Origin of the sequence: Paenibacillus sp. FSL W7-1332, from assembly GCF_037969785.1 — a bacterium.
Taxonomy (GTDB): domain Bacteria; phylum Bacillota; class Bacilli; order Paenibacillales; family Paenibacillaceae; genus Paenibacillus_AQ.
In genome coordinates this window covers 3,382,630-3,404,058 of the sequence record NZ_CP150209.1, presented here as the reverse complement: position 1 = coordinate 3,404,058, position 21,429 = coordinate 3,382,630, and the positions used below count along the sequence as shown (strand labels likewise).

The 21,429-nt window shown below is 46.7% G+C and carries 23 protein-coding genes; 9 read left to right on the top strand and 14 right to left on the bottom strand.

Annotated features, from left to right (window positions below; translation table 11 throughout):
- Positions 1 to 4: 4 nt before the first annotated feature.
- The gene (locus MKX98_RS15160; protein ID WP_194542499.1) at positions 5 to 799 is read right to left on the bottom strand and encodes an SDR family oxidoreductase; all 795 of its coding nucleotides are present in this window, start codon (positions 797 to 799) and stop codon (positions 5 to 7) included.
- A 144-nt stretch (positions 800 to 943) separates the two neighbouring features.
- Complete coding sequence (locus MKX98_RS15155; RefSeq protein ID WP_339223882.1) at positions 944 to 1,999, bottom strand: helix-turn-helix domain-containing protein; 1,056 nt, start codon at positions 1,997 to 1,999, stop codon at positions 944 to 946.
- Between the two features lie 348 nt (positions 2,000 to 2,347).
- Between MKX98_RS15155 and MKX98_RS15150 the strand changes: the two genes are divergently transcribed.
- A complete protein-coding gene (locus MKX98_RS15150; RefSeq protein ID WP_194542497.1) occupies positions 2,348 to 2,920 on the top strand; it encodes a TetR/AcrR family transcriptional regulator in 573 nt (190 codons plus the stop codon).
- Positions 2,917 to 3,360, top strand: a complete 444-nt coding sequence (locus tag MKX98_RS15145) for a DUF5367 family protein (RefSeq protein WP_339223880.1) — start codon at positions 2,917 to 2,919, stop codon at positions 3,358 to 3,360. The genes MKX98_RS15150 and MKX98_RS15145 overlap by 4 nt, the downstream gene beginning before the upstream one ends.
- A gap of 80 nt (positions 3,361 to 3,440) precedes the next feature.
- On the opposite strand, the gene MKX98_RS15140 is transcribed toward MKX98_RS15145, so the two are convergent.
- Entirely contained in the window at positions 3,441 to 3,992 is a 552-nt protein-coding gene (locus tag MKX98_RS15140) for a GNAT family protein (RefSeq protein ID WP_339223878.1), read from the bottom strand.
- 213 nt (positions 3,993 to 4,205) lie between these two features.
- On the opposite strand from MKX98_RS15140, the gene MKX98_RS15135 reads away from it, so the two are divergent.
- From MKX98_RS15135 to MKX98_RS15125, 3 genes are read left to right on the top strand one after another with little or no spacing between them, the layout of a single operon-like run.
- Positions 4,206 to 5,804 carry a spore germination protein gene (locus MKX98_RS15135; RefSeq protein WP_339223876.1) on the top strand — a complete coding sequence of 533 codons (1,599 nt, stop codon included), beginning with the start codon at positions 4,206 to 4,208 and terminating at the stop codon, positions 5,802 to 5,804.
- Between the two features lie 34 nt (positions 5,805 to 5,838).
- Positions 5,839 to 7,056 (top strand): Ger(x)C family spore germination protein, encoded by a 1,218-nt coding sequence (locus tag MKX98_RS15130; protein ID WP_339223874.1) that lies wholly within the window; start codon positions 5,839 to 5,841, stop codon positions 7,054 to 7,056.
- A gap of 34 nt (positions 7,057 to 7,090) precedes the next feature.
- Positions 7,091 to 8,182 (top strand): GerAB/ArcD/ProY family transporter, encoded by a 1,092-nt coding sequence (locus MKX98_RS15125; RefSeq protein ID WP_339223872.1) that lies wholly within the window; start codon positions 7,091 to 7,093, stop codon positions 8,180 to 8,182.
- A gap of 153 nt (positions 8,183 to 8,335) precedes the next feature.
- Here the strand turns inward: MKX98_RS15125 and MKX98_RS15120 are convergent, their stop codons facing one another.
- The 5 genes from MKX98_RS15120 to MKX98_RS15100 all read right to left on the bottom strand — a co-directional run bounded on the left by MKX98_RS15120 (position 8,336) and on the right by MKX98_RS15100 (position 12,523).
- On the bottom strand, positions 8,336 to 9,052 hold the full coding sequence (locus tag MKX98_RS15120; RefSeq protein ID WP_339223870.1) for a hypothetical protein: 717 nt from the start codon (positions 9,050 to 9,052) through the stop codon (positions 8,336 to 8,338).
- Positions 9,049 to 9,924: an ABC transporter ATP-binding protein gene (locus tag MKX98_RS15115; protein ID WP_194542490.1), complete on the bottom strand. Its 876-nt coding sequence runs from the start codon at positions 9,922 to 9,924 to the stop codon at positions 9,049 to 9,051. The genes MKX98_RS15120 and MKX98_RS15115 overlap by 4 nt, the downstream gene beginning before the upstream one ends.
- Positions 9,921 to 10,292 (bottom strand): GntR family transcriptional regulator, encoded by a 372-nt coding sequence (locus MKX98_RS15110; protein WP_339223869.1) that lies wholly within the window; start codon positions 10,290 to 10,292, stop codon positions 9,921 to 9,923. Before MKX98_RS15110 ends, MKX98_RS15115 begins: the two co-directional genes overlap by 4 nt.
- A gap of 190 nt (positions 10,293 to 10,482) precedes the next feature.
- Complete coding sequence (locus MKX98_RS15105) at positions 10,483 to 11,835, bottom strand: HAMP domain-containing sensor histidine kinase (RefSeq protein ID WP_339223867.1); 1,353 nt, start codon at positions 11,833 to 11,835, stop codon at positions 10,483 to 10,485.
- Position 11,836: 1 nt separating this feature from the next.
- Positions 11,837 to 12,523: a response regulator transcription factor gene (locus tag MKX98_RS15100; protein WP_220685410.1), complete on the bottom strand. Its 687-nt coding sequence runs from the start codon at positions 12,521 to 12,523 to the stop codon at positions 11,837 to 11,839.
- Between the two features lie 205 nt (positions 12,524 to 12,728).
- Between MKX98_RS15100 and MKX98_RS15095 the strand changes: the two genes are divergently transcribed.
- From MKX98_RS15095 to MKX98_RS15080, 4 genes are all read left to right on the top strand, one after another.
- The gene (locus MKX98_RS15095) at positions 12,729 to 12,947 is read left to right on the top strand and encodes a hypothetical protein (RefSeq protein ID WP_339223865.1); all 219 of its coding nucleotides are present in this window, start codon (positions 12,729 to 12,731) and stop codon (positions 12,945 to 12,947) included.
- A gap of 19 nt (positions 12,948 to 12,966) precedes the next feature.
- Positions 12,967 to 14,007 (top strand): DJ-1/PfpI family protein, encoded by a 1,041-nt coding sequence (locus tag MKX98_RS15090; protein ID WP_339223863.1) that lies wholly within the window; start codon positions 12,967 to 12,969, stop codon positions 14,005 to 14,007.
- A 120-nt stretch (positions 14,008 to 14,127) separates the two neighbouring features.
- On the top strand, positions 14,128 to 14,766 hold the full coding sequence (locus tag MKX98_RS15085; RefSeq protein WP_194542484.1) for a DUF2306 domain-containing protein: 639 nt from the start codon (positions 14,128 to 14,130) through the stop codon (positions 14,764 to 14,766).
- A gap of 107 nt (positions 14,767 to 14,873) precedes the next feature.
- The gene (locus MKX98_RS15080) at positions 14,874 to 15,587 is read left to right on the top strand and encodes a DJ-1/PfpI family protein (RefSeq protein WP_339223860.1); all 714 of its coding nucleotides are present in this window, start codon (positions 14,874 to 14,876) and stop codon (positions 15,585 to 15,587) included.
- A gap of 218 nt (positions 15,588 to 15,805) precedes the next feature.
- On the opposite strand, the gene MKX98_RS15075 is transcribed toward MKX98_RS15080, so the two are convergent.
- The 6 genes from MKX98_RS15075 to MKX98_RS15050 all read right to left on the bottom strand — a co-directional run bounded on the left by MKX98_RS15075 (position 15,806) and on the right by MKX98_RS15050 (position 21,393).
- Entirely contained in the window at positions 15,806 to 16,561 is a 756-nt protein-coding gene (locus tag MKX98_RS15075) for an alpha/beta hydrolase (protein ID WP_339223858.1), read from the bottom strand.
- Positions 16,562 to 16,726: 165 nt separating this feature from the next.
- Positions 16,727 to 17,050 carry a hypothetical protein gene (locus tag MKX98_RS15070; RefSeq protein WP_339223856.1) on the bottom strand — a complete coding sequence of 108 codons (324 nt, stop codon included), beginning with the start codon at positions 17,048 to 17,050 and terminating at the stop codon, positions 16,727 to 16,729.
- Between the two features lie 37 nt (positions 17,051 to 17,087).
- Entirely contained in the window at positions 17,088 to 17,573 is a 486-nt protein-coding gene (locus tag MKX98_RS15065) for an Rrf2 family transcriptional regulator (RefSeq protein ID WP_113060199.1), read from the bottom strand.
- A 202-nt stretch (positions 17,574 to 17,775) separates the two neighbouring features.
- Positions 17,776 to 18,930 carry an AI-2E family transporter gene (locus MKX98_RS15060; protein ID WP_071221663.1) on the bottom strand — a complete coding sequence of 385 codons (1,155 nt, stop codon included), beginning with the start codon at positions 18,928 to 18,930 and terminating at the stop codon, positions 17,776 to 17,778.
- Positions 18,931 to 19,174: 244 nt separating this feature from the next.
- Positions 19,175 to 20,935 carry an ATPase gene (locus tag MKX98_RS15055; RefSeq protein ID WP_339223853.1) on the bottom strand — a complete coding sequence of 587 codons (1,761 nt, stop codon included), beginning with the start codon at positions 20,933 to 20,935 and terminating at the stop codon, positions 19,175 to 19,177.
- Positions 20,932 to 21,393, bottom strand: coding sequence for an AAA family ATPase (locus MKX98_RS15050; protein ID WP_339223851.1), 462 nt, complete (start codon positions 21,391 to 21,393; stop codon positions 20,932 to 20,934). The genes MKX98_RS15055 and MKX98_RS15050 overlap by 4 nt, the downstream gene beginning before the upstream one ends.
- Positions 21,394 to 21,429: the final 36 nt, after the last annotated feature.

The following is a 21,429-nucleotide window of genomic DNA, read 5'->3' as shown; positions in this document are numbered from 1 at the left end:
AAGGTTAGAAAATCGTAGGCACCATTCCCCCATCCATACGGATTGGTGAACCTTTAAACGCGGATGCATAAGGACTGCATAGGAATGCAGCCAGTCTACCGATTTCGAACGGCCTAATAAATCGTTGAATTTCGGATTGAGGCAGGTTTGTACTCATGAAAGCTTTCTCTTTTTCCGCAAAGGTCATATCTTCATTGGCGTATATTCCCTCGATAATATCCTGCACGTTCTCGGAGAGAGTCGGGCCGGGCAAAATCGTATTGACTGTTACTTCGGTACCTTTCGTTAATTTGGACAAGCTTTTTGCCAAGGATAGCAGCATGGATTTTGTCATGGCATACTGCGGCATTTGTCCAGAAGGCATCATGGCTTCTTCACTCGCCATGAAGATAATACGTCCAAAATCGTTCTTTAGCATGCCGGGCAAATAAAATTGGGTTAATCCGTTGGCTGCAAGCACATTCGTACGGAAGTAGGTATCCCAAACTTCATCGTTAACATCCTCGTACGGCATGATTTCGTATATCCCCATATTGTTAACCAGAATATCCACGTGAGGGTATTTATCAAATAGAGCCTCTCTTTGCCCGATATCCACCAAATCGGCGGTAGCATTCTGAGGACTTGTATTCGGGAAATCCGACTTGATTTCATTAACGGTTCGTTGTACCTCTTCATCATTTCGTCCGTTGATAAGAACATGGACACCTTCTCTGGCAAGTTCAATGGCAATAGCCTTGCCTATCCCTTTCGTAGATCCTGTAACCAATGCTGTTTTATTGTTTAATCCCATATCCATAATATAAACATATCTCCTTTGTGCTCTGGATAGTGTTCATATTACATTGTATAGATAGCTGGGTAACTAGTTTATCGCGCCAAAGTACTTGTTTAACACGCCAATTGTAATTGACAAAGAAACCTGTGTTTTGATGTCCAAACGCTATGAACCCATGGTCAACATTTCCTGTCGGTGTTCGGACAGCGAAGGACTATTAAAATGTTCAGTGCGCCAATGGGATGGAGTATCTCCTTCCCAAAGACGGAACGCTCGGTAGAACGAGTTCTGATCTTCATATCCAATCAAAAAGGCAATTTCTTTGATATCGAGCGAGGGGTCTGCCAAGTACTCGATGGCCTGCTCATGTCTTGCTTGTGTCAACAATTGCTTGAAGCTTGCATTTGCATCCGTCAGCCTGCGCTGTAACGTACGATCACTCATATTAAGCTCCTTCGCCACTGACTGAATGTCAGGGCGCCCTCCTGTGAGACTGCGTTTCATGATCCATTTGACCAGGTCAGTAATGGAGCGGTGGCTCTGTAGTTCATCAAGCGAACGATCCAGAGCTGGAGTCAGAATCTCCAGCAATTCTTCGTTATACGAGATAAAAGGTCGGTCCAGATCTCTTCGATAGAGCGTTAATCGATTACGGTTTGCACCCATCCGGATGCGACAGCCAAAATAAGCTTCAAGAGCTTGTACATCGCCCATAGGCTGCGAAAATTCAACCAATTGCGCGGTCAGCGGTTGACCTGTGCCCCGTCGTCCAAGCTCCAGAAGACATGCCAGTGTAATGCCAACAAGCAGCGCCGGACCAGGTTGATCGCTTAGGTTCAGCCATTCCAGCTCGATGGTACATCGTTCGCCCTCCTCGGAGATTAGCAAGCCTTCGGGTGGACATAGCTGCTTATACCGAGCCATTCGGTTTAAAGCATCCCGATAGTCACGAGCGTGGTAAGGCGCTAAGACGGTCGGCGGGTACTTCGCCGTTTCAAAGACGGTCGCAAGCTGGATGATGCCTTGGGCAGTGTCCCCCATGAGATCGGAATAGGCCTGCCAGATCGCGAAGTATTGGGCGGTGGTGACTTCCGGCTCAGTAATGACGGCGAGCGGCAATTCCGCTTTGCGAGCCACGTCTTGGGCGGCAATGCCTAATTGGTGTATTCCTTCCCATAATCCCGGCGGGATTTTAATTCGGTCAGAAGTATAACGCTTCATATATAATGCTCCTTTGACTACTGTTTATTGTAATGTTATTTATTCTCGATCGTGTAAAGGATGAAGTTTATCATCCTGTATTGGACTTCTTAGATTAAGCTCAGCCAAGTTGCAGGAGTCATCACGGTAGCTGATAGCTTCGTTCTTTTGCCATGCGAGTGATACTCGAAACGTTATTATACAGCAAATTAATGAAGATTGCAGACAATATACAAGTGATGATCGTTGTACCCTCCGCCCGAATAGACAGAGCGAATTCCGATTCCTCCATTTGACAAATCGAGTTTATTTTTTATACATTAGAGTTAGTTGTTTGAATAACTCACATCCAAGGAAGGTGAAACGGTCATGGCGAAACCGAACGTCATCAGCAAACAAGAACTGCTCGAAGCTGCCCAAAAGTGTGTTGCAGAAAAAGGTATGGATAAATTAACTTTGAAAGCAGTGGCCGATCAAGCAAATGTCAGCCAGGGAACGGTCTATTACCATTTTCGAACCAAAGAGCAATTAATAATTGAACTCGTTGAGAGCCTATGTAATGCTTCATGGGTTTCAGTGGAGCAAAACAATCGATCAGTTGAAGAAGCCATACAAGAAGCCAAGGAAAGATGCGATTATCATTCTGTTTACCATCGATTGTTTTTCTCTTCATTAGCTGCTAGCTTTCAGATCAAAGAGAACCGCAATCGAATGGGTTCCATGATTCAAGAAGAAAACAAACATCTGACTGATATTCTTACAGCCCGGTGGGGGGAATCGCCCATAAAGAACATATCCATGGATCAGTGGGGAATTTTAATGAATGCTATAATAGACGGGCTGGCCGTGCAGGCTTTGTTGGACGAGGAGTTTCCGAAGGAGGATGTTTTTACCGCTTTGCAGGTGATTTTTGATTTCATGACCAATGAGGTGAAGCGATGAACGCACAACGGATCAAAAACCGGCATGCTGGTCTCTTCTTATTATGGGGTTTCGCCCTTTGGCTGATCGCCACGATCATCTTTCATTATGGGGGGAACCTGCTGATTGATATCAGGCACCCGTTTAGAACCGTCTTGAGTTTTGCTGCCGCCATCCCTTTAATTTATGGATGCATCGCTCCGTTGTTCTCATTTCTTGATGTTCCGTATTCAGATCGTACCCGCCGTTCCGTCCAGATTGCTCTGCCTGGTATGTTCATAGACATTTTTTCGATTCTTTTCCATGATGTCGCTTTCCCATTAATCTCAGAGCAGAGCCTCCCCCTATTGGCAGCCTGGCTGTTCTGGGCATACAGCTTGATTCTGCTGGTTGGGCTGAGCCCCATGAAGTTTCGTTTCTCGTCACCTTTCATTAAGAAAGTGAAACTCCTTTTAAAATAGCAAAAAAAGAAGTCGCCGATATTGGCGACTTCTTTAGCCTGTGTAATTTTGTTCTGTTGATATAAAGCATATACGAATAACTATGGCAGTTGCCGATATTCTTCCTCCAAAATCGACATCAAAATCATATCGTGGAATCTTCCGTCCCAACATATCGAGTCCCGTAGAATGCCCTCCCGTTTAAAACCAAGCTTTTCATAGACATGTATGGCCCGAGGATTAAACGCATATACACCTAACTCTATACGGTGTAGACGTAAAATTTCGAAACCATGACGCAGCATGAGCTTCATGGCCTCCGTGCCGTATCCTTTATTGCTGTGCTGACCGGAAATCGATATGCGGATATTGCAGCTGCGGTTGTTGGGGTTGATTTCGTTCAGGACCACTTCACCAATTAAACCGTCCGTTTCCTTCTCCGCAATCATCATATCCAGTCGATCCTCATGAGCGTATCCGATTTTATGAATCCAGGCCGCAATCGAATCCTTGGTAAACGCCTGCTGCGTTCCCGTTAATCGGTTAGACTCAGCATCCTGCAATAATCCGAAATAGGCATCAAATTCATCTTCCCTTACGGGACGGAGCACAATGCGGTCCCCTTCGATCCGTGTTTCAAGCTTATTTTTCACTGCCCTAGGCCTCCAAGCCATTCATCCATTTATTAACGAGAAATCAGCTAATTATAAGGTACCACCGATTCGCCGATCTGTCAGTCTACAAAACATTTATAGTTAAACTAACCTACCCTCCAAATATGGATGAAGTCCTCACCATGCAAAGAATATTAAACCCGAAATAGGGAACTTTAGATCGTATGAATCTTGTCAAAGCGAGCTGATCCCATGCCCTTTTTTAAACGAACAAAGCGAACCCATTCGAAAACGGCACTGCTTCATCATAACGAGCAAACGGTGCAAACCGCCGAATCCTCTCGTCTCTCCGACCGCTTGGATCAGAATTTACATAGAATCAGAGAACAAACCGGCCACAGTAGGGACATCATCATTCGGACCCTAAGTCATATGTTCGGAAGCGATTGCACCCTGGCCGTCATTTATATCGATGGACTGGTTGATACGCTCACCATCAATCACTCGATTATGGATTCCTTAACCTCAAAGGATTACGAAGAAAAACTGCATGCCTCTAACCCTGCAGAAATCTTGTCCATCATCAAAAACCGTTTCTTATCCATAGGCAGCATTAGCGATTTGGAGCATATGGAATCCCTGATCTCCGCCATGCTAGAAGGCAATACTGTCATTCTCATAGACGGTTCATCCCGAGGCATTATCGCCAGCTCTATCGGTGGAGAGGAACGCGGTGTAGAAGAGCCCCAATCTCAGACCGTCGTTCGCGGCCCGAAAGAAGGATTCACCGAGAATATTCGTACGAATACGGCCTTAATCCGTCGTAAGATTAAAAGCCCAGACCTCTGGATCGTGGACCGCAAGATTGGCCGCGTCACCCAAACGGATGTTGCCGTTATGTATTTGAATGGCATCGCCAATGATAAGATCGTGCAAGAAATATTGAATCGTTTAGACCAGATCGATACCGACAGCATCCTGGAGAGTGGGTATATCGAAGAGTTTATACAAGATACAACGTTCACCCCCTTCCCTACCATGACTAATACGGAGCGCCCCGATGCTATCGCTGGTGCAATTCTGGAAGGAAAAGTTGCCGTTTTGGTTGATGGGACACCGTTTGTGTTGATCGCCCCCATCACCATCTTCAAACTGTTTCAATCGAGCGAGGATTACTACCAAAAGTTCGATATCGCGACCTTTTTGCGGCTGTTGCGCATCATTTCCTTTATGGTATCGATGCTTCTCCCTTCACTATATATTGCCATCTCCACGTTTCATCAAGAAATGCTGCCAACGACCTTGCTGATCAGCCTTGCAGCACAGCGGGAAGGCATCCCTTTTCCCGCCGTTGTCGAAGCCTTGGCGATGGAAATTACGTTCGAAGTATTAAGGGAAGCTGGTGTTCGAATGCCTAGAGCGATGGGCTCCGCGATCTCCATCGTAGGCGCGTTGGTTCTGGGTCAAGCTGCTGTACAGGCAGGCCTAGTGTCTGCTGCCATGGTTATCATCGTTGCATTTACCGCCATCGCAAGCTTTGTTGCGCCTTCTGTGAGCATAGCCAACTCCGCCAGACTGCTCCGTTTTGGTTTTATGATATTGGCGGCAACTTTAGGGCTCTTTGGAATTATGGCAGGATTAATCGCCATGCTGATCCACCTATGCGGTTTGCGATCATTCGGTTTGCCATATCTTACTCCGTTCGCTCCGTTTATCCCTTCAGACCAAAAAGACGTTCTGGTCCGTGTTCCATGGTGGGCCATGCTGACAAGACCGACCCTTATCAACCGTAATAACGCGAAACGGCAAAAAATGAACCAGCGTCCATCGCCTTCCAATGGCAAGAAATAATATTTAACCGGTATAACTTGGAGGTGAAGAACAGATGAACCGGAAGTTGAATCTCCTGATTCTCATGTTGGCTGCCTCGCTGCTGCTCAATGGTTGCTGGGATAGTCAAGAGTTAAACTCGCTTAGTATTGTATCGGCGACGTCCATAGACCGCAGCGAGGATGAATGGGTCATCTCCTTCCAAGTCGTCATTCCGCAGTCCATCGCCACCCAGACCGGCGGCGGAGCCGGGGGAAGCCAATCTCCGATCACCATCTTCTCCACCAGGGGCAAGACCATTCGCGAAGCTATGCAGAACGCGAATTTAGAAGCGCCGCGTGCGCTGTTTTTTGCCCATAACTCCGTACTGATTATCAATGAACAAGTCGTCCGGAATGAAGGCGTACGGCAAATCCTTGATTTTTTCCTCCGTCCGGTGGAAAGTCGGGAAACGATGTCGGTTCTCCTGACCAAGGATAAAGCCTCCAAATTATTGGAAGTGCTCATTCCGTTAGAGAAAATAACAGGAAACGCGATTCAACGGGTCATAACCCAAGGACAAGAAAATCTGTCCCAAGTAAAAAATATTAAATTGATTGATTTTGCATCCATGGTCGCCAATCCGTACAAAAGCGCCATGGCTCCAGAGTTACGGGTGTCCGGCAATCAAGCGGAACAATCTAACTTGGATGCCTTAAAGTCAACCCGTAATCAAGCGGTACTCAAACTTGGCGATTTGGGCGTATTTCGAGGAGACAAGCTGGTGGGATGGATGAAGCGAAAAGAAAGCAGAGGCGTCGCTTGGCTCTCGAACAGCGTCAAAAACCTGATCATTGTTACCCCATGCAGCGATCGAGACGCTTCCCGGTTGTCGAGTTACCGAGTCATCCAATCATCGACCCAAGTGGACCCCAAAATGGTGAATGGTTCGGTCAACATGATGATCCATATTCAAACAGTGGGGGCTCTTGATGAAACCAGCTGTACGATGGATTTGACGAACCCGGACGTTATTTCGAAACTCGAGGATACGATTGCCGAGCAGATCAAGGATGAAGTGCTGGCTGCGTGGAAGAGCATGAAGGATTTGAATGTGGACGTGGTTGGTTTCATGGATATGATTCACAGAAAATATCCTGCAGCCAGCAAACACCTTACAAATTCGGAGAGACCGCTCCAGGAACTGGAACTCAAACTGAATGTAAAAGTCACCGTTGAACACACGAATATGATCAATAAACCCTTCTCGAATTTGATTGAACCCAATAAGTAGAACGCTATCGATACCTATAACAAGGAGGTCCCAAATGGAGAAGATCGGTAAATACCAAATCATTGCCATGACCATCTTGTTTATGATCGGCAGCACCCCTTTGTATGAACTGGGGATTGAAGCTAAACAAGATGCGTGGCTGGTCGTGCTGGTTGCAATGATCACGGGAATGTTACTGCTGTTCATCTATTTATATATCCAGAACCAAAATTCGGAGCATGCTCTTCCCCAAATTTTAAATCAGCACTTCGGCAAATATTTAGGGTCCATCATTACTGCAGCCTATATCGTTTATTTTGCGTATGAATCCATGAGGAATACCCGCGAGTTCGCGGACATTATCAATATCTCCTTTCTCCCCAGCACACCGCTGTACTTCCTGATTCTCTTAATGGTGTTGCTGTCCGGTTATGCCGTATGGAAAGGCATTGAGGTATTCTTTCGCGTCACCGAATTCCTGCTCCCTTTCACGCTGATCGGGTATATCCTGATCGTTCTCATGTTCCTCGGTTCGAATATCATTCATCTTGAGCGCCTTATGCCTATATTAGAAAACGGAATTCTGCCTGTGCTGCGAACATCGTTGCCGGAGGTGATTAGTTTTCCGTTCGGTCAGGTCGTAGTATTTCTCATGTTTTGGAGTCATCTCGAAGACAAGAAAACGCTGTCCAAGGCATCCTTGTCTTCCTATATATTCGTAGGTATCTTTTTATTGATATTCAATATTTTAAATCTTGCGATTCTGGATCCTACCATAACAAGCATATCGACTTTTCCGCTGCTTCGGTCGGTTCGTCTCATTGAAATCGCCGATTTTCTGGAGCGTTTGGACCCGTTAATCATCTTGCTGATCTATATTGGCATATTCGTTAAAATGACCGCATTCTACCTCGGCGCCGTACTCGGTCTTTCCAGCCTGATCAAAGTCAGCCATAAAAAAACAACCGTGATCGTGGGTGCTTTCATCTTTACCATTTCGTTCGTCTCTCCGAACTTTATTTATCATATCTGGATCGGGTTTGCTCAAAATTTGAAATACCATTTTCCTATCTTCCAGATCTGGGTCCCTTTGATTCTAGCGTTGATTATTTTAATCAAAAGGCCTCGCTCTTCCAAATCCGGCTGATTGGGAACTCAATACATTACAAGAATTTGTATTGAACTCATAGAAAAAACCCCCTCCAATAGACTTTGATGCGCCTTTCACACACTGTCTACTTAAAGGGGAACATATTCGCGTCCTTATTATCCGGATATGTTCACGGATAGGTTGCTGCAGTTACTCTCTCTTTTGTTTCGGTTGCAGTGAGGCGTTACGCATCATCGGATAGGTGGTTAACAGCGCTGCTAAACCTGCGATTCCGGCTATCGTGAAACCGGTCATTGCATTTATATTTAATGTCGACAACCATGCTATAGGTACTTCAAGCACTCCCGAGTAGTAGAGAAACATGGCTGCGATGGCAATGATCATGATACCGATTAATGTCCTTGTCATGCCCGCACGATACGTTATGCAGTAGATAAAAAAAGCGCCGCCGAACAAGATTAGTCCGACCATGAGATCGATCCATAAGTAAGGCAAAAATTGGTACTCACTGGAATGAAACATCCCCGCATGCGTAATGGATACCGAGCTGACTCCGCGATCGTATAATGTCCATAATAAACATTGTAAGAGGTTTAAGACTAACATATACACAAATACACTTGAAACGCCGATGACATAAAAGCTTTTCAGCATTTGAGTTCGTGTGCCTCCAAGGCTGACAGCAATAGGCAGAAGGCTTTTGAACCCCATGACCCCATAGAACGGGATAAAGAAAAAATATGCGGGGCTTGAAATAGAACTGAGTGTCTTATCCATATCAAAGGATGTCCCGATCATAATCCAGGCTGCTGTTAATGGCAGCGTAATGTACAACAGAAGCAGCTTCCCCAAGAACCAGCTTGCATCTTCATAGATTAAACGAAACGTGCCGTGCGTCGAGCTCATCGTACCCCCTCCTTCACATTATCCGTCATATGAAGCAAATAATCCTGAAGATGCGCTTTCTCCACGGAAATTCCATTACTGCGGCCTAGCTCTCTCCATTCGTCGGAGAACGGGACATCAATCATAACTTTCTTTACGGAACCGATGGTGCTTTCATTTAGGATCTTTTGGTTACTGATTAATTGATTCACTCGATCGTGTTCACCGGTTATCCAGATCCCCCGTTCCCGCACCTCTTCCATCGGCTCATGTAACAGCAGCTTTCCGTCATGAACAACCACGATGGATTCCAGCAATGGTTGTAATTCCTCGATTTGATGTGTCGACACCAAGATCAGGCGCGGAAACGCATCATAGCTATCCAACAGCCGTTCATAGAACTTTTTTCGCATTCCTGCATCAAGCCCGTTGGTCGGTTCATCCAAGATCGTAACATCCGCCTGGCTGGCCAAACCGATCACAACCTGTAATGCCGTTTTCATCCCGGTCGACAGCTTCTTGGCTTTTTTATGCTGCGGCAGTTTAAACGTTTCCAGCAGCTCTTCTGCCAATTCCTGATTCCAGTTCGGTTTGAAATATTGATAAAACCGCAAGGCATCGCGAATGGTCCAAATATCACTGAACGGATGATCTTCCTGCATGTAACACAAATGTCGTTGGGCTTCCTGGTTATTGTATGGCCGGTGGCCCATAACCTCAATGTTGCCTTGACTAGGAATCTGATGCCCCGCAATCAGTTTCATCAACGTCGTTTTGCCCACACCGTTCCGTCCCCATAATCCCGTAATGACTGGATTTTGTTCAACGTATGACAATTCCTTGATCACAGGAACATCTTCGTAGGAAAAAGATACCTGCTTTAAAGAAATCATAAGTTCCCCTCCTCTTCCACTATGCACTCCATAACCTCCTCGACCGTCATGCCAATTCGCCTCGCCTCTTCCAGCATCGGACGAATATAATACTCCCGATAATGCTTTTGTTTGTCACGCAGCACCTGTTTCCTGGCCCCTTCCTTTACAAACATTCCTATTCCTCTCTGCTTGTAAATGATGTCCAGGTCAACCAAGGCTTGAAGCCCTTTACGCGCCGTGGCACGGTTAATGTTATAAAATCGGGACAATTCATTCTCAGAAGGGACGCGCTCCCCTTCCTTCACTACACCATCCACAATATCATCGATAATCATTTGAGCAATTTGTTGAAAAATGGGCTGGGATTCATCCAACAAAGCTTTCAAGGTGAAGCCTCCTTTCTGACCGTTATCATCCCCTTAGTCGTTAGGTTGATTACTCGTATAACCAACTGTACAACATGGTGCTGCAATTGTAAAGGGAGAATTATCCGGATCTAACATACATTTGATTTCTTCAAAAAAAAAAAGCCGCATTTTCGCGGCTTTTTCAACGTGCAATAAGTAATATGAACGACTATAGACCATTTGATTCCAACTGTCCTGAAGCTGCTGCAGGTAACCATCCTTCAAGCAGTGCTCCACCTTCCGGTTGGTTGCTTGCGGCAAGTTCACCTCCGTGCTGCCTAACAATTCTTTGTGAAATGGTTAAGCCTAATCCGCTGCCACCGGTTGAACGACTTCTGGATGCTTCCCCGCGATATAGAGGTTCAAATACACGCTCAAGCTCTTCCCCAGAGAAGCCCGGCCCGGTATCGCGTATCGTAAACTTAACTTTATCACCAACTCTATTACACTGGACTTCGATTTCACCACCCGCAGATGTGTGTCTTACGGCATTATCCAGAAGATTGTTCATGGCTCGTTCTAATAAATGCATATCTCCATGGATGATGCACCGATCCGTTACATGGAACGAGATGGAAACTCCTTTTTGCCGAGCCAGCGGACTCAGACTATCCATCGAGTTCCGGACGACCTGGTTATAATCCACCGTTTTAGTATGCAGTTGCGACTCCACATACTCCATTTTTGTAAAAGTGAAAAGATCCTCTACCAAACGATCCAATTGGGCCGATTTGTCTTTGCAGACTGCAACATATTGGGCTATTTTCTCCGGAGATTGAGCGATCCCTTGCTCCAGACCATCCAAGTAGCCTCGCAAAGCGAACAACGGTGTCCGTAAATCATGCGCAACAGCCGCAATGACGAATCGGCGTTCCTCTTCCAGTTCAGCCTGTTTTCGATAGGATTGCTCAAGTCCCTTGACCATAACATCGAATCCATCGCGGACTTCAGCGATTTCGGTGACCCTGGACATGGGTAACCGAACATCCCAATCCCCTGTTGCAATTTGTCTTGCTGCATTTCCCATCTTCTCGAGTGGTTTGAGAACGAATCGCCTCATTTCCATGCCGACAACAAAGATCGCAAGCAGCAGCCCGACAAAAGCCGACATCACTTGAAATTGATTAGACTTAGGTAAGTACAGAATAACCCTTCCCAGCAACTGGCCGTCCTCGATGACGGAGAACCGCTCGGTTGATAAATTAGTGCCACGTCGGTCAGGATTGGAACGATAAATTTCCTGATCTTCTGCGGATTGAATGAGCACATCCATCTTCGCTTCACGCAGCGCGGAATACAATTGGTTTTGCCAGACTGGATCTGTCCATTGGTCTGTGTCCGATTCAATTCGCTGCGTCATTTCCGATATATTTCGTTGCAGGGTCTCGTTTTGCAGCCGACCTAGTTCGAAGCTGAGTGTCTTGGTTTCCATAAAGTGCGCAGTAACAAAGAAGATCCATGGCAATAAGAGGATAAAGAAGAAGCAAAGCATGGTAAACGTACGAATGCGGAGTGACCTCATATTACCCTCCCTCAAAGCGATACCCTACTCCCCATACGTTGACCAGGAATAGCGGTTTATTCGGATCAGCTTCGATTTTCTCGCGAAGCCGACTAAGATGGACCCGAATTGTATGCCTGTCGCCCACCCCATCCCAAAACTTCGAAAGTAATTGTTCATAGGAGAAAACATGTCTCGGATGTTCGGCAAATAATCGCAGCAGCTCATATTCCCTGGGTGTGAGCACGATGTTGTTTCCATCCACTAGTACTTCTCTAGTGGACAGGTTTAATTTAATGCGGCCGTAATCCAAAACCCTGTTATCCAATTGTTGTGGGGAAGCGGAACGCCGCAATACGGCTTTTACTCTGGCAACGATCTCACCCGGCGAAGCGGTTTTGACGATGTAATCATCGCCTCCCAGGGTAAGGCCTCGAATCTTATCCACATCATCGCTGCGAGCGCTCAAGAACAGGATTGGTATATTGCTCTCCCCGCGAATCCGGCGGCAAAACTCAAATCCATTTTGTCCCGGCATCATAATGTCAAGAACAATACAATCAACAGAGCTTTCCTTAAATATGTTCCACGCTTGAGCGGTGTCGCAAGCGGTTTTCACTTGAAAGTGGTCATTCTCTAGAAAATCCCTTAATAGCTCAACAATATCTTGGTCATCGTCTACAACCAGAATCGTCTTTGATACGCTCATGTTTATCCCACCTTTGCTTTCCTAGTTTATCATTTTTTTTAACAAGAACTAACGAGAGCTTATGTATTGTGATGTTTTGTTTATACTTTTGTGATCTTTTTTCATCTTTGTTTGAGATATTCGTTTGGTATGCTTCTATTTGCGCACACGACCAGCCCCAACTTCGGGTGATCGTCCCGCACACCATGATAAAGGAGGTATACATATGGGTTTGGAAAATAACGCCTTCTCGTTCTTTCCTTTCGGCGCTTTGTTTTGTCTCACGCTGTTTTCTTTCCTGGCGGTTCGAGTATACGCGATTCGTTATCGTTACAAAAACGGTCATCAAAAGAATGACATCGCTATGATTCTGAAGAACCGAATGGCCAATGGTGAAATTGATGAGAAGGAATATCGTAAGCTGAAAGATCTTTTGACTAAATAGAGACTAGGAGGATTTATGGATGCTTAACGTTCAAATTGTGTTGTTTGACGGCTTCGACCTTCTGGATGCGATAGCGCCTTACGAGGTCTTCTGTGCTGCAGCCATGAATGCTGAAAATGCGTTAAACGTAGAATTGGTCACCGCCGAGGGACCAAGATCCGTGCCTAGCGGCATCAACGGGTTGAGGATTGAAGCGAGTGGCAGACTGGACCCGGAACGAGCGGGCATCATTCTCGTACCTGGTGCGTCCGGCGACGTCGAGGGAGATGGGCCCGATTCGGTTCCGGCTATTCTGGGCCGAGCCATGAGTACCGAATTGACCGGGTTGATCAAGCAGGCTCTCCAGCACAAAGACATTACAGTCGCTACGGTCTGTGGCGGTTCCCTGATTCTTGCTATGGGAGGCCTCTTAGAAGGCCGGCCGGCGGTAACGAACCATCTGGGCATGGCCTTACTTAGTGCAACTGGGGTAGTTCCCGTCTCGGCTCGCGTCGTGGACGACGGTAATCTGGTTACCGGTGGCGGCGTAACTTCAGGACTCGATGTAGCGCTATATCTGGTGGAACGTGAACTTGGGCCTCGTATCGCCCACGCGGTTGAGCAATTATTCGAATATGAACGAAGAGGCACGGTCTGGAAAGATACAGGGATAAATCCTAACGTTAATAAATCAGTGACGAGCGACGAACCAAATGCCGCGGTGAACAAAACAGCAATGATACCCACGCCCAGCTCCCAGCATAGCAAAAGCATACAGGCATCGGTCTTCGACGGGGATTGGGAGACCATTATCGCTACGCCCGTCGGGAAGATGGAGGTCAAGCTCTCCATATTGACAAGGGACGATTTGATCCAGGGCACGGCAACGCAGGGCGATGAAACCATTGAGTTTATGAACCCTGTAATTCAGGATAACAAGCTGGCCTGGTCACTACGAATCACGAAACCCATGCGCTTGAATCTCAAGTTTGAAGTTGTCGCCGATGGAGATCACATGGTCGGTATAGCCAAAGCTGGCTTACTGCCTGCATCCAAGTTAACAGGAAATCGGGTTACCTAATCGTAAGAAGAAAATCCGCGGCATACACGCGCTCTGGCTTCCAGGTATGTATGTCGATCGTGTTTTTCCGTATTCAGAAATGGTGTGTATCAAATATGGAGCTTCGGGAGTTGCGAACGGATGAAGAAACGAAAATCGTTATATCTATTGCTGGCCTGTGTCAGCATTCTATTTATACTACACGCCTTGGTGAAAAACTATTGGATCGATCCAGGTGCTTCGGGATTTTTAAGCCATAAGACCGGGCTGAAGCGCGAGCTCAATCTCCCGGTTTGGCTTAATGTCATGTACGTTCATGTCGCATTCGCATGTGTGGCCATGGCATCGGGACTGATTAACTTTTCGAATCGAATATTTGAAAGAAGCCGCAGGCTGCATCGCATAAACGGCTATGTATATATCGTATCCGTACTGCTGGTTGTGTTAACTTCCGGATATATGGCCCCCTACGCGACAGGCGGCAAAATAAGCAGTATGGGATTCAATCTGCTGAATATGATCTGGCTGGTTATCACCATTACGGCGCTCGTGCAAATCAAGAGGAAAAGGATCATTCGACATCGCAACTGGATGATTCGTAGTTATGCCTTTTGCTTCACAAACATGTTGATCCATCTCATTACTTCTCTTTTTCATCAGGGATTCGGGTACGTTTACCCTACTAGCTACACCATCGGCGTTTACGGCTCGATTGCGCTGCTGCTAGTTATTCCTGAAATCATCATCAGAACGAATCGAAAGGAATTGGTATCAGGATGAAAAAAATACTTAGTTTACTCACGTCGTTAACACTCGTTCTATGTCTATTCGCCCCCGCAGCAAGCGCAGAAAGAAACAAGAACCCAGATCCATCCAAGGGTAAAAGCGTGCATGTACAAATCGTATTATTCGATGGGTTTGATCTGCTGGACGCCTTAGCGCCATATGAAGTATTTGCTGCTGCCGGAATGTACACTGGTGGAAAAATCACTGTAGAATTAGTATCTGCAGAAGGCAAGCGTTCGGTACCGAGCGGGCTGAATGGACCTGCCCTCGAAGCGCAAGATATGTTAGACCCTAATCGTCCCGGGATTATTGTAGTTCCTGGTGCTTCGGGGAAGCCAGCGGGGAATACCGCAGATGCTATTCCCAACATATTGAGGCAGGCTAAGGATACGGGGTTAACAACGATGATGAAACAAGCTATGAATAATAAGGACGTTACGGTGGCTACCGTGTGTGGAGGTTCATTGCTGCTGGCTATGGATGGATTGTTGAAAGACAGATATGCTGTCACCAATCAGATAGGCATGGGTGCGTTAGGGGCTCTCGGTGCAATTCCGGTCGATGCAAGAATCGTGGAAGATGGCCCACGCTTGGTAACTGGCGGAGGTGTTACTTCCGGACTTGATGTGGCCTTGTATTTGGTTGAGCGTGAAGTCGGACCACAGATTGCGAATGCTATAGAGAAGTTATTCGAGTACGAGCGCAGAGGAACGGTGTGGCAAGCAAACGGCTTACCTCCGATTAACTTTGAGACGAGCCAGGAAACGCCTAAAAAAGAGCAACCGTCTGCACCGGGGAACAAAGACAAAAAGTGAGGAATCGAGGCGATCGGGGAGCTTGGAACCGTGTCGCTCCCACATACCGTTATTAGAGAAAAACAAGTCGCAATGAATTTATGTCGTTTCATCTACTCTAACTGTATAAAATCATCAAAAAGGCCGCAATTTGTGCGGCTTTTTGCGTGTATGCCTTGCCTCTATATCAAGCAAAAAATTTATTTATTCCCTTGTAATTCATGCGGCGATGTGTTCCATTATCCTCTCGCTAAAAAAGCAGCAATCAAACCGGCAAGTTCGTCTGCATGTGTCAGAGTAGCCATATGGTCAGCCCCCTCGATTACCTCGAAACGGATGTCTTGCACACGCTTGAACTGTTCCGCAATTCGTTGCATATCCTCCCATTCGACCGTTCCCTGAATAAACAGCGCCCTTGCAGCAAGCTCCTCCAACCGCTCGATCGCTGGCGGCATCGGCCATATCACCTCGAAGCTCTTCCACTCACTAAACACTCTGGTCATATACAACGTGTGCATCTCGCGCAAAAAGTCCCGTTCAGAGCTGGACATCGTCACACGATAATTAGGCCCGCTCAACGATTGTTCGACCAGACGGTCGACATCGGGTGCGCATGCATTTACTTGGGCCATCCAATCGATGAATGGCTGGGCGTGCTCGAAACCGGTTAGCGATGGTGCGATTAATACTAAATGGTCAACCCTGGAAGGGTAAGTCAAGGCAAAATCCGTAACGGCCTGCCCTCCCATGGAATGACCGACAAGCGAAGCGCTGTCAATTTGCAGATGATCGAGCAATGCCCGAAGGTCTTCAACCAAGCTCGTTGGTTTTTGCGGCGCTGGGGATTTTCCCGTTCCCCGCCCATCATACGTGATGACTTGATGGCTCCGGGCTAAATGCGGGGCAATATAGTTCCATTCTCTTGAATCGACACCTGGACTGTGTACCAACACAACAGGTGTCCCACTGCCTTGAGTTTGATAAGCTAAATCCATTTGAAAACTCCTCTCTCCAATGGATGATACATCCAGATTATGATTCTAATATAATTTAAGACTGAACATTCGGTCAATATAAAATTGCATGAAATCCGAGTTGTTTTTCTTGGATGGGATAAGAACGGTCAAAATCAAAACAAAAAAGCCGCCAATGGCGACTTCTTAAACGCGCGATAATCCTACCCGAGATTCCTCCCGTTTACCAACTTTACTGAGGGCAACTTTTAATGAACCGGCTTCAGAGAGACTGAACACAATATGGACGTGAGTTTGACGTTCCTCTTCTTGCAGTCGCTGGTTGTTAACGGCATCTATGTGCATTTCCATCAGATTATACAATCTCTGACCGAACACTCTATCTTCATGCTCACCATTCGTTGAATCGTGTATTGCAGTATTTAGCAGTTGACGAAGTAAAAGCCAATGTTCTCTTTCTCCAAACCCGCTTAATTTCTCAAAGAGTTTATCGATTACGATCCCTCCCAAACTTTCGGCTTATTCATATAAAAAAACAAGAAGTTCATCACTTCTTGTTTTCCGCACAGCTGCCACGCTTCGATGCCGCATCCAATACCGACTGGATCGTTTGCTCCTCCAAGTATTGATACAATTGCCGTTCGGCGCCGTCCATCACCTGTTTGACCAGACATACGCACTCACGGGGATTATCCTCGTGCATCTTGGCAGCCTTCTCTTCGGCTAGCAGGCGATGCTGCTGCGAATTGAGATTGGAGCATTCAAACAACTGCTGTCTTCCTTCAATGACCTGTATCACTTCAAGGAATGTAATCTGCTCGGCCTGCTTGGCCAGCTCGTAGCCTCCGTTCACTCCCGGTACAGCCCGCACGATACCATCCTGCCTCAGCTTAGACATGATTTTGGATAAGTAGCTTTCCGAGACGCCCAGCGTCGCAGATAACTCCTTGATCCCGATGTTCTGATCACGCTCCGAATGAGCCAAGTGGATTAATGCGTGCAGAGCATAATCAACGCTTTTGGAAAACTGTATAGCGGTTCCCCCCTTAAATTCGAATTATATAGACCTATGATATCCATTATAGTAATTCGGATTTGCTTTTGCAATGAATCCACGCTTCATGGTGGAGCATGGTTACACTTACCTTCTGATTCATTAGGAATATGGTTGAAAAAAAAGCCGCCAACATGGCGACTTCAAGAGTTAATCATATGGATTGACACAAGCCAAAAGACTATTTCGGCGTGTTGCTATTCCGAGGATCATATAATCCCGACGTGTCCTTGAACCATTCGAAGATATGCGATACACAAACCTTAAGGACCGCATAGCCGGGAACGGCTAACAAAATGCCTACCACACCGAACAGATTGCCGGCCGTCAGTATGACAAAGATAATCGTAATGGGGTGAATCTTGAGCGTTTTACCCATGATTTGGGGTGAGATGAACTTCCCTTCTATTAATTGCACGATCGTCCATACCGCCACCATCTTCAGCAGCATCACCGGAGAAGTAACCAGAGCTACAATGAGCGCAGGCGTAATCGCGATTGCGGGTCCCAGATAAGGCACCACGCTGGTGAACGATGCAATAATCGCCAGAATCAACGCGTAATCCAAACCGATGATCATGTAACCGATATACAGCAGAATACCAATACAGAAGCTCACAATAATCTGCCCGCGGATAAACGAGCTGATCTGATGATTGATATCCTGAAGCACATGCAAAATTCCGGAACGACTCTTCGTCGGCAGGAAAGACAATATTTTCAGAGGGAGCTTCTTGCCGTCTTTCAGCATATAAAACAGTACAAAAGGTACCGTCACGATCGACAACACAACCTCTGTAAATGCACCCAGAAACCCGCCAACTCTGCTCCACGTGTGGTTTAGAAGTTCCGTTGCCTTCTGCGTGACGGTGGTCCACCATTCCTGGGAGTTAATGTTCATGGTTTCTTGAATCTGGTTATACAACTCGCTGCCCGTTAGATCTTCAAACTGCTGTCTAACCTTTTCGCTATATGTCGGAAAGTTATCAATCAGCCCCATAATCTGGTTGCGCAGCACCGGAATGACCGCGAGCACCACAATCGTTAGAATACCGGCTATAACCAGATAGAGGATCAGGATGGACCATCCACGCTTGATTTTCCATTTCTCCATCACATCCACCAGAGGATTCAGTAAATAATAGAGTATTCCTGATAAAATGATCGGCAAAACGATCGTCTTGATTAACACGGCGAGCGGATGCAGCACAAACGAAATTTTGCTTAGAACCAACACATTGAGTCCAACCAGCAACAGAACAAGCAAAAGAAGCACAAATTTATTGTTCAGAAAAAAACGCTTGAACCGATCCGGCCAAATACGGGGTTGCTCCATACATGTCCTCCCTTACTTATGTATACATATTCAAGTTGTAAAGCAGAGCATCGATTCACGACACCGAACAAAACCGACATAACGACGCGCTCTTCATTCTTTTAACTATAATGTTTGAACAGGGCACATGTCCAGTTTACCAAGAACGAACGGGGAGATATGTTCATGTATTCACAGACATCAGTAATAAACAAGCCCGCATGTCACAATGACACGCAGGCTGAAGCTGTTCGGTAAGATGATGTTACAAGTATCGAGAAATGATCCGCACCAGCTTGGCTGGCAGCTCATTCAGGTTGGTCATATCCAAAAACCTCTCGGCACCATAGATCTGACTAATGACATCTTTGTCTTGGCCGATGGCTGCCGCCAGAAATTTGACTCCTTTTCTTTCGTATTCGGATAGAGTCTGCCGCATGTCTTGAATCGCCAGACTACCGGTATAGTCATCCATGGCTTTAGGCTGCCCGTCGCTGATGCTAATCAACAGCTTCGTTTGTTTCGGTGAATTTGCTAACCGTTCCGCCATAATTCTTAAAGCCATACCATCCCGATTATTACTTCTGGCCCGGATGCCCATCAGCCTGAACCGGTCGCGGACATCCGGTTGATCGTAATCGGCATAAGCGAAGATGGACATCTGCTCCAAACGGGAAACATCCGCAGTATCCCCATAAATTAAAACAGGTATATGGCAAATTTGGCAGAATTCATAGACCGCGATGACCGCCCGCTTAGCCGCCTCGAGTCTCCCGAAAGCAGCCATCGATGCTGATTCATCGACCCTCAAACCGACGACAAGACCAGGGGATTCCGTCGGAGGACGTTTCTTGGCAAAATACCTGAAATCTCGGTAAGCCACGCTGTCTGCCTGAAACTTAGAACCATAGTAATGGTTCTTGGCATATTCCGTGGTTATCTCGTGCTCCAACAGCGGCATCGTCTGTCTGGCGATTTCCCGCACGATGGGCATAATGTCCTTACGCAGACTCCGATATTCCTCCTGCTGGATCGGGTCAACATCAGGACGGTGAACGATCAGCTTTACAGCCTGATGAATCGAATCGGACACGATGGCCCTGGAGACTTGATTCAGCTTTTTGCGGAAGTCCCGCTCCTTCTGTTTCTCCTCCTCTGTCATGGGTTCGGGATTGGCCTGATGATATTGCGGTGATCCGTCCTCTCCTGAATCCGTGCTTTCCATATCCGCTGACTCATCCGCGAGGATGGATGTGCTGTCTTCGCTTTCAGCGGACTTCTTTAACTGGAGCCCTTCTTCCTCAGCTTGCCCGTCAGGCATGGAATCCAGTTCTATATCGCTCTCCCATGTCGCGATCTCCACTGCCTCTGGGCTTCGTTTTTTATTCTTTTCAACCGGGACTTCCTCCAACATATCCAGCAAACCTTCGCCTTTCAGCGCTTCTTCCAGCAGTGTGATCTCTTCCGAATCGGTTGTTATCTTGTAAATCACTTTATGATAAAGGGATTCCCTCGCAGAAGCACCTTGCGAAACGGTATCCACCCAATAGAAATAAGAGCGCATGCCAGCCACGCCTTTAATGGCATTAGCTCGGGCTGTTTTATCCAATAGGATAATGACCCTTGCCAGCACATCCAGCATTTCATCGTTTTGATAGCCGGTTTTGGCCATCGCTCGCTCTATCATAATCTCTTTGGTCGGCAGGTCCATCTTCTCCGTATGCTGCACTCGGTCACGCAATGCCTCGTTAAGCGGCCTGGATCCGGCGTAACTGCGGTTTGCCGTGATCACCGCTATGAAATCCGGATGCCGCTGCACGATCTCCGTTGGGAGATTAAGACTGCCGCCCGGCTCCAATGCGGAATTCAATGCCATTAATACGCCGGCATCCCGAATCACGTTCGGTTCCTGGATTTCCAGCAGATAGCCCTTCTGAAAAGCTCGGACGATCTCGGAAGCGTAAAATCGATATTCTACAGCTCCATCCTGAGCCATATTCGCGGCCAGCTTCAATAATTGCTTCATTTTGCGGAAGCCATCTCTTGTGTAATCTCCAGCGCCTCCATCAAAATCTCCGTCGAGCTTCGAAAGCCGTCGCTTTTGTATAATGCTTTCAAGGCCGCTCGGTCCGCTGATTCCAACTGCTTCATTCGATCAGATGAAATAACCGGCAAAATGGCTCCGAGGATATCCGATTTATCCATATCGGCAAAACAAGTTACTTTGGTATAGGGTAACCTGAAGTTTGCGGACAACGCCTTGGCAAGCTGCGTTTTTCCGGAGCCGGCATCCCCTTCCAATAAAATCGTGGCGATTTTCATCTCGCCGCGGTGCCAATTACGCTTGATTTCATTCGTGATTCGCCGTTCTTCCTCGCTTGCTGTATGTGTTAATGGTTTTTTCCAGACAAGACTTTTTTCTTCCTCGGTCAATACTCTCCCAGGAGACAGCACGTAAGATTCATTATCATGCTGGTCTTTCATGACCGCTCACCTCCAAACTCTCGTTAACTCTGAACG

Excerpts from the sequence above, each read along its gene's own strand:
- MKX98_RS15160 (WP_194542499.1), bottom strand. The coding sequence starts at position 799 with ATGGATATGGGATTAAACAATAAAACAGCATTGGTTACAGGATCTACG.
- MKX98_RS15155 (WP_339223882.1), bottom strand. The coding sequence starts at position 1,999 with ATGAAGCGTTATACTTCTGACCGAATTAAAATCCCGCCGGGATTATGG.
- MKX98_RS15150 (WP_194542497.1), top strand. The coding sequence starts at position 2,348 with ATGGCGAAACCGAACGTCATCAGCAAACAAGAACTGCTCGAAGCTGCC.
- MKX98_RS15145 (WP_339223880.1), top strand. The coding sequence starts at position 2,917 with ATGAACGCACAACGGATCAAAAACCGGCATGCTGGTCTCTTCTTATTA.
- MKX98_RS15135 (WP_339223876.1), top strand. The coding sequence starts at position 4,206 with ATGCCCTTTTTTAAACGAACAAAGCGAACCCATTCGAAAACGGCACTG.
- MKX98_RS15130 (WP_339223874.1), top strand. The coding sequence starts at position 5,839 with ATGAACCGGAAGTTGAATCTCCTGATTCTCATGTTGGCTGCCTCGCTG.
- MKX98_RS15125 (WP_339223872.1), top strand. The coding sequence starts at position 7,091 with ATGGAGAAGATCGGTAAATACCAAATCATTGCCATGACCATCTTGTTT.
- MKX98_RS15120 (WP_339223870.1), bottom strand. The coding sequence starts at position 9,052 with ATGAGCTCGACGCACGGCACGTTTCGTTTAATCTATGAAGATGCAAGC.
- MKX98_RS15115 (WP_194542490.1), bottom strand. The coding sequence starts at position 9,924 with ATGATTTCTTTAAAGCAGGTATCTTTTTCCTACGAAGATGTTCCTGTG.
- MKX98_RS15105 (WP_339223867.1), bottom strand. The coding sequence starts at position 11,835 with ATGAGGTCACTCCGCATTCGTACGTTTACCATGCTTTGCTTCTTCTTT.
- MKX98_RS15100 (WP_220685410.1), bottom strand. The coding sequence starts at position 12,523 with ATGAGCGTATCAAAGACGATTCTGGTTGTAGACGATGACCAAGATATT.
- MKX98_RS15095 (WP_339223865.1), top strand. The coding sequence starts at position 12,729 with ATGGGTTTGGAAAATAACGCCTTCTCGTTCTTTCCTTTCGGCGCTTTG.
- MKX98_RS15090 (WP_339223863.1), top strand. The coding sequence starts at position 12,967 with ATGCTTAACGTTCAAATTGTGTTGTTTGACGGCTTCGACCTTCTGGAT.
- MKX98_RS15085 (WP_194542484.1), top strand. The coding sequence starts at position 14,128 with ATGAAGAAACGAAAATCGTTATATCTATTGCTGGCCTGTGTCAGCATT.
- MKX98_RS15075 (WP_339223858.1), bottom strand. The coding sequence starts at position 16,561 with ATGGATTTAGCTTATCAAACTCAAGGCAGTGGGACACCTGTTGTGTTG.
- MKX98_RS15060 (WP_071221663.1), bottom strand. The coding sequence starts at position 18,930 with ATGGAGCAACCCCGTATTTGGCCGGATCGGTTCAAGCGTTTTTTTCTG.
- MKX98_RS15055 (WP_339223853.1), bottom strand. The coding sequence starts at position 20,935 with ATGAAGCAATTATTGAAGCTGGCCGCGAATATGGCTCAGGATGGAGCT.
- MKX98_RS15050 (WP_339223851.1), bottom strand. The coding sequence starts at position 21,393 with ATGAAAGACCAGCATGATAATGAATCTTACGTGCTGTCTCCTGGGAGA.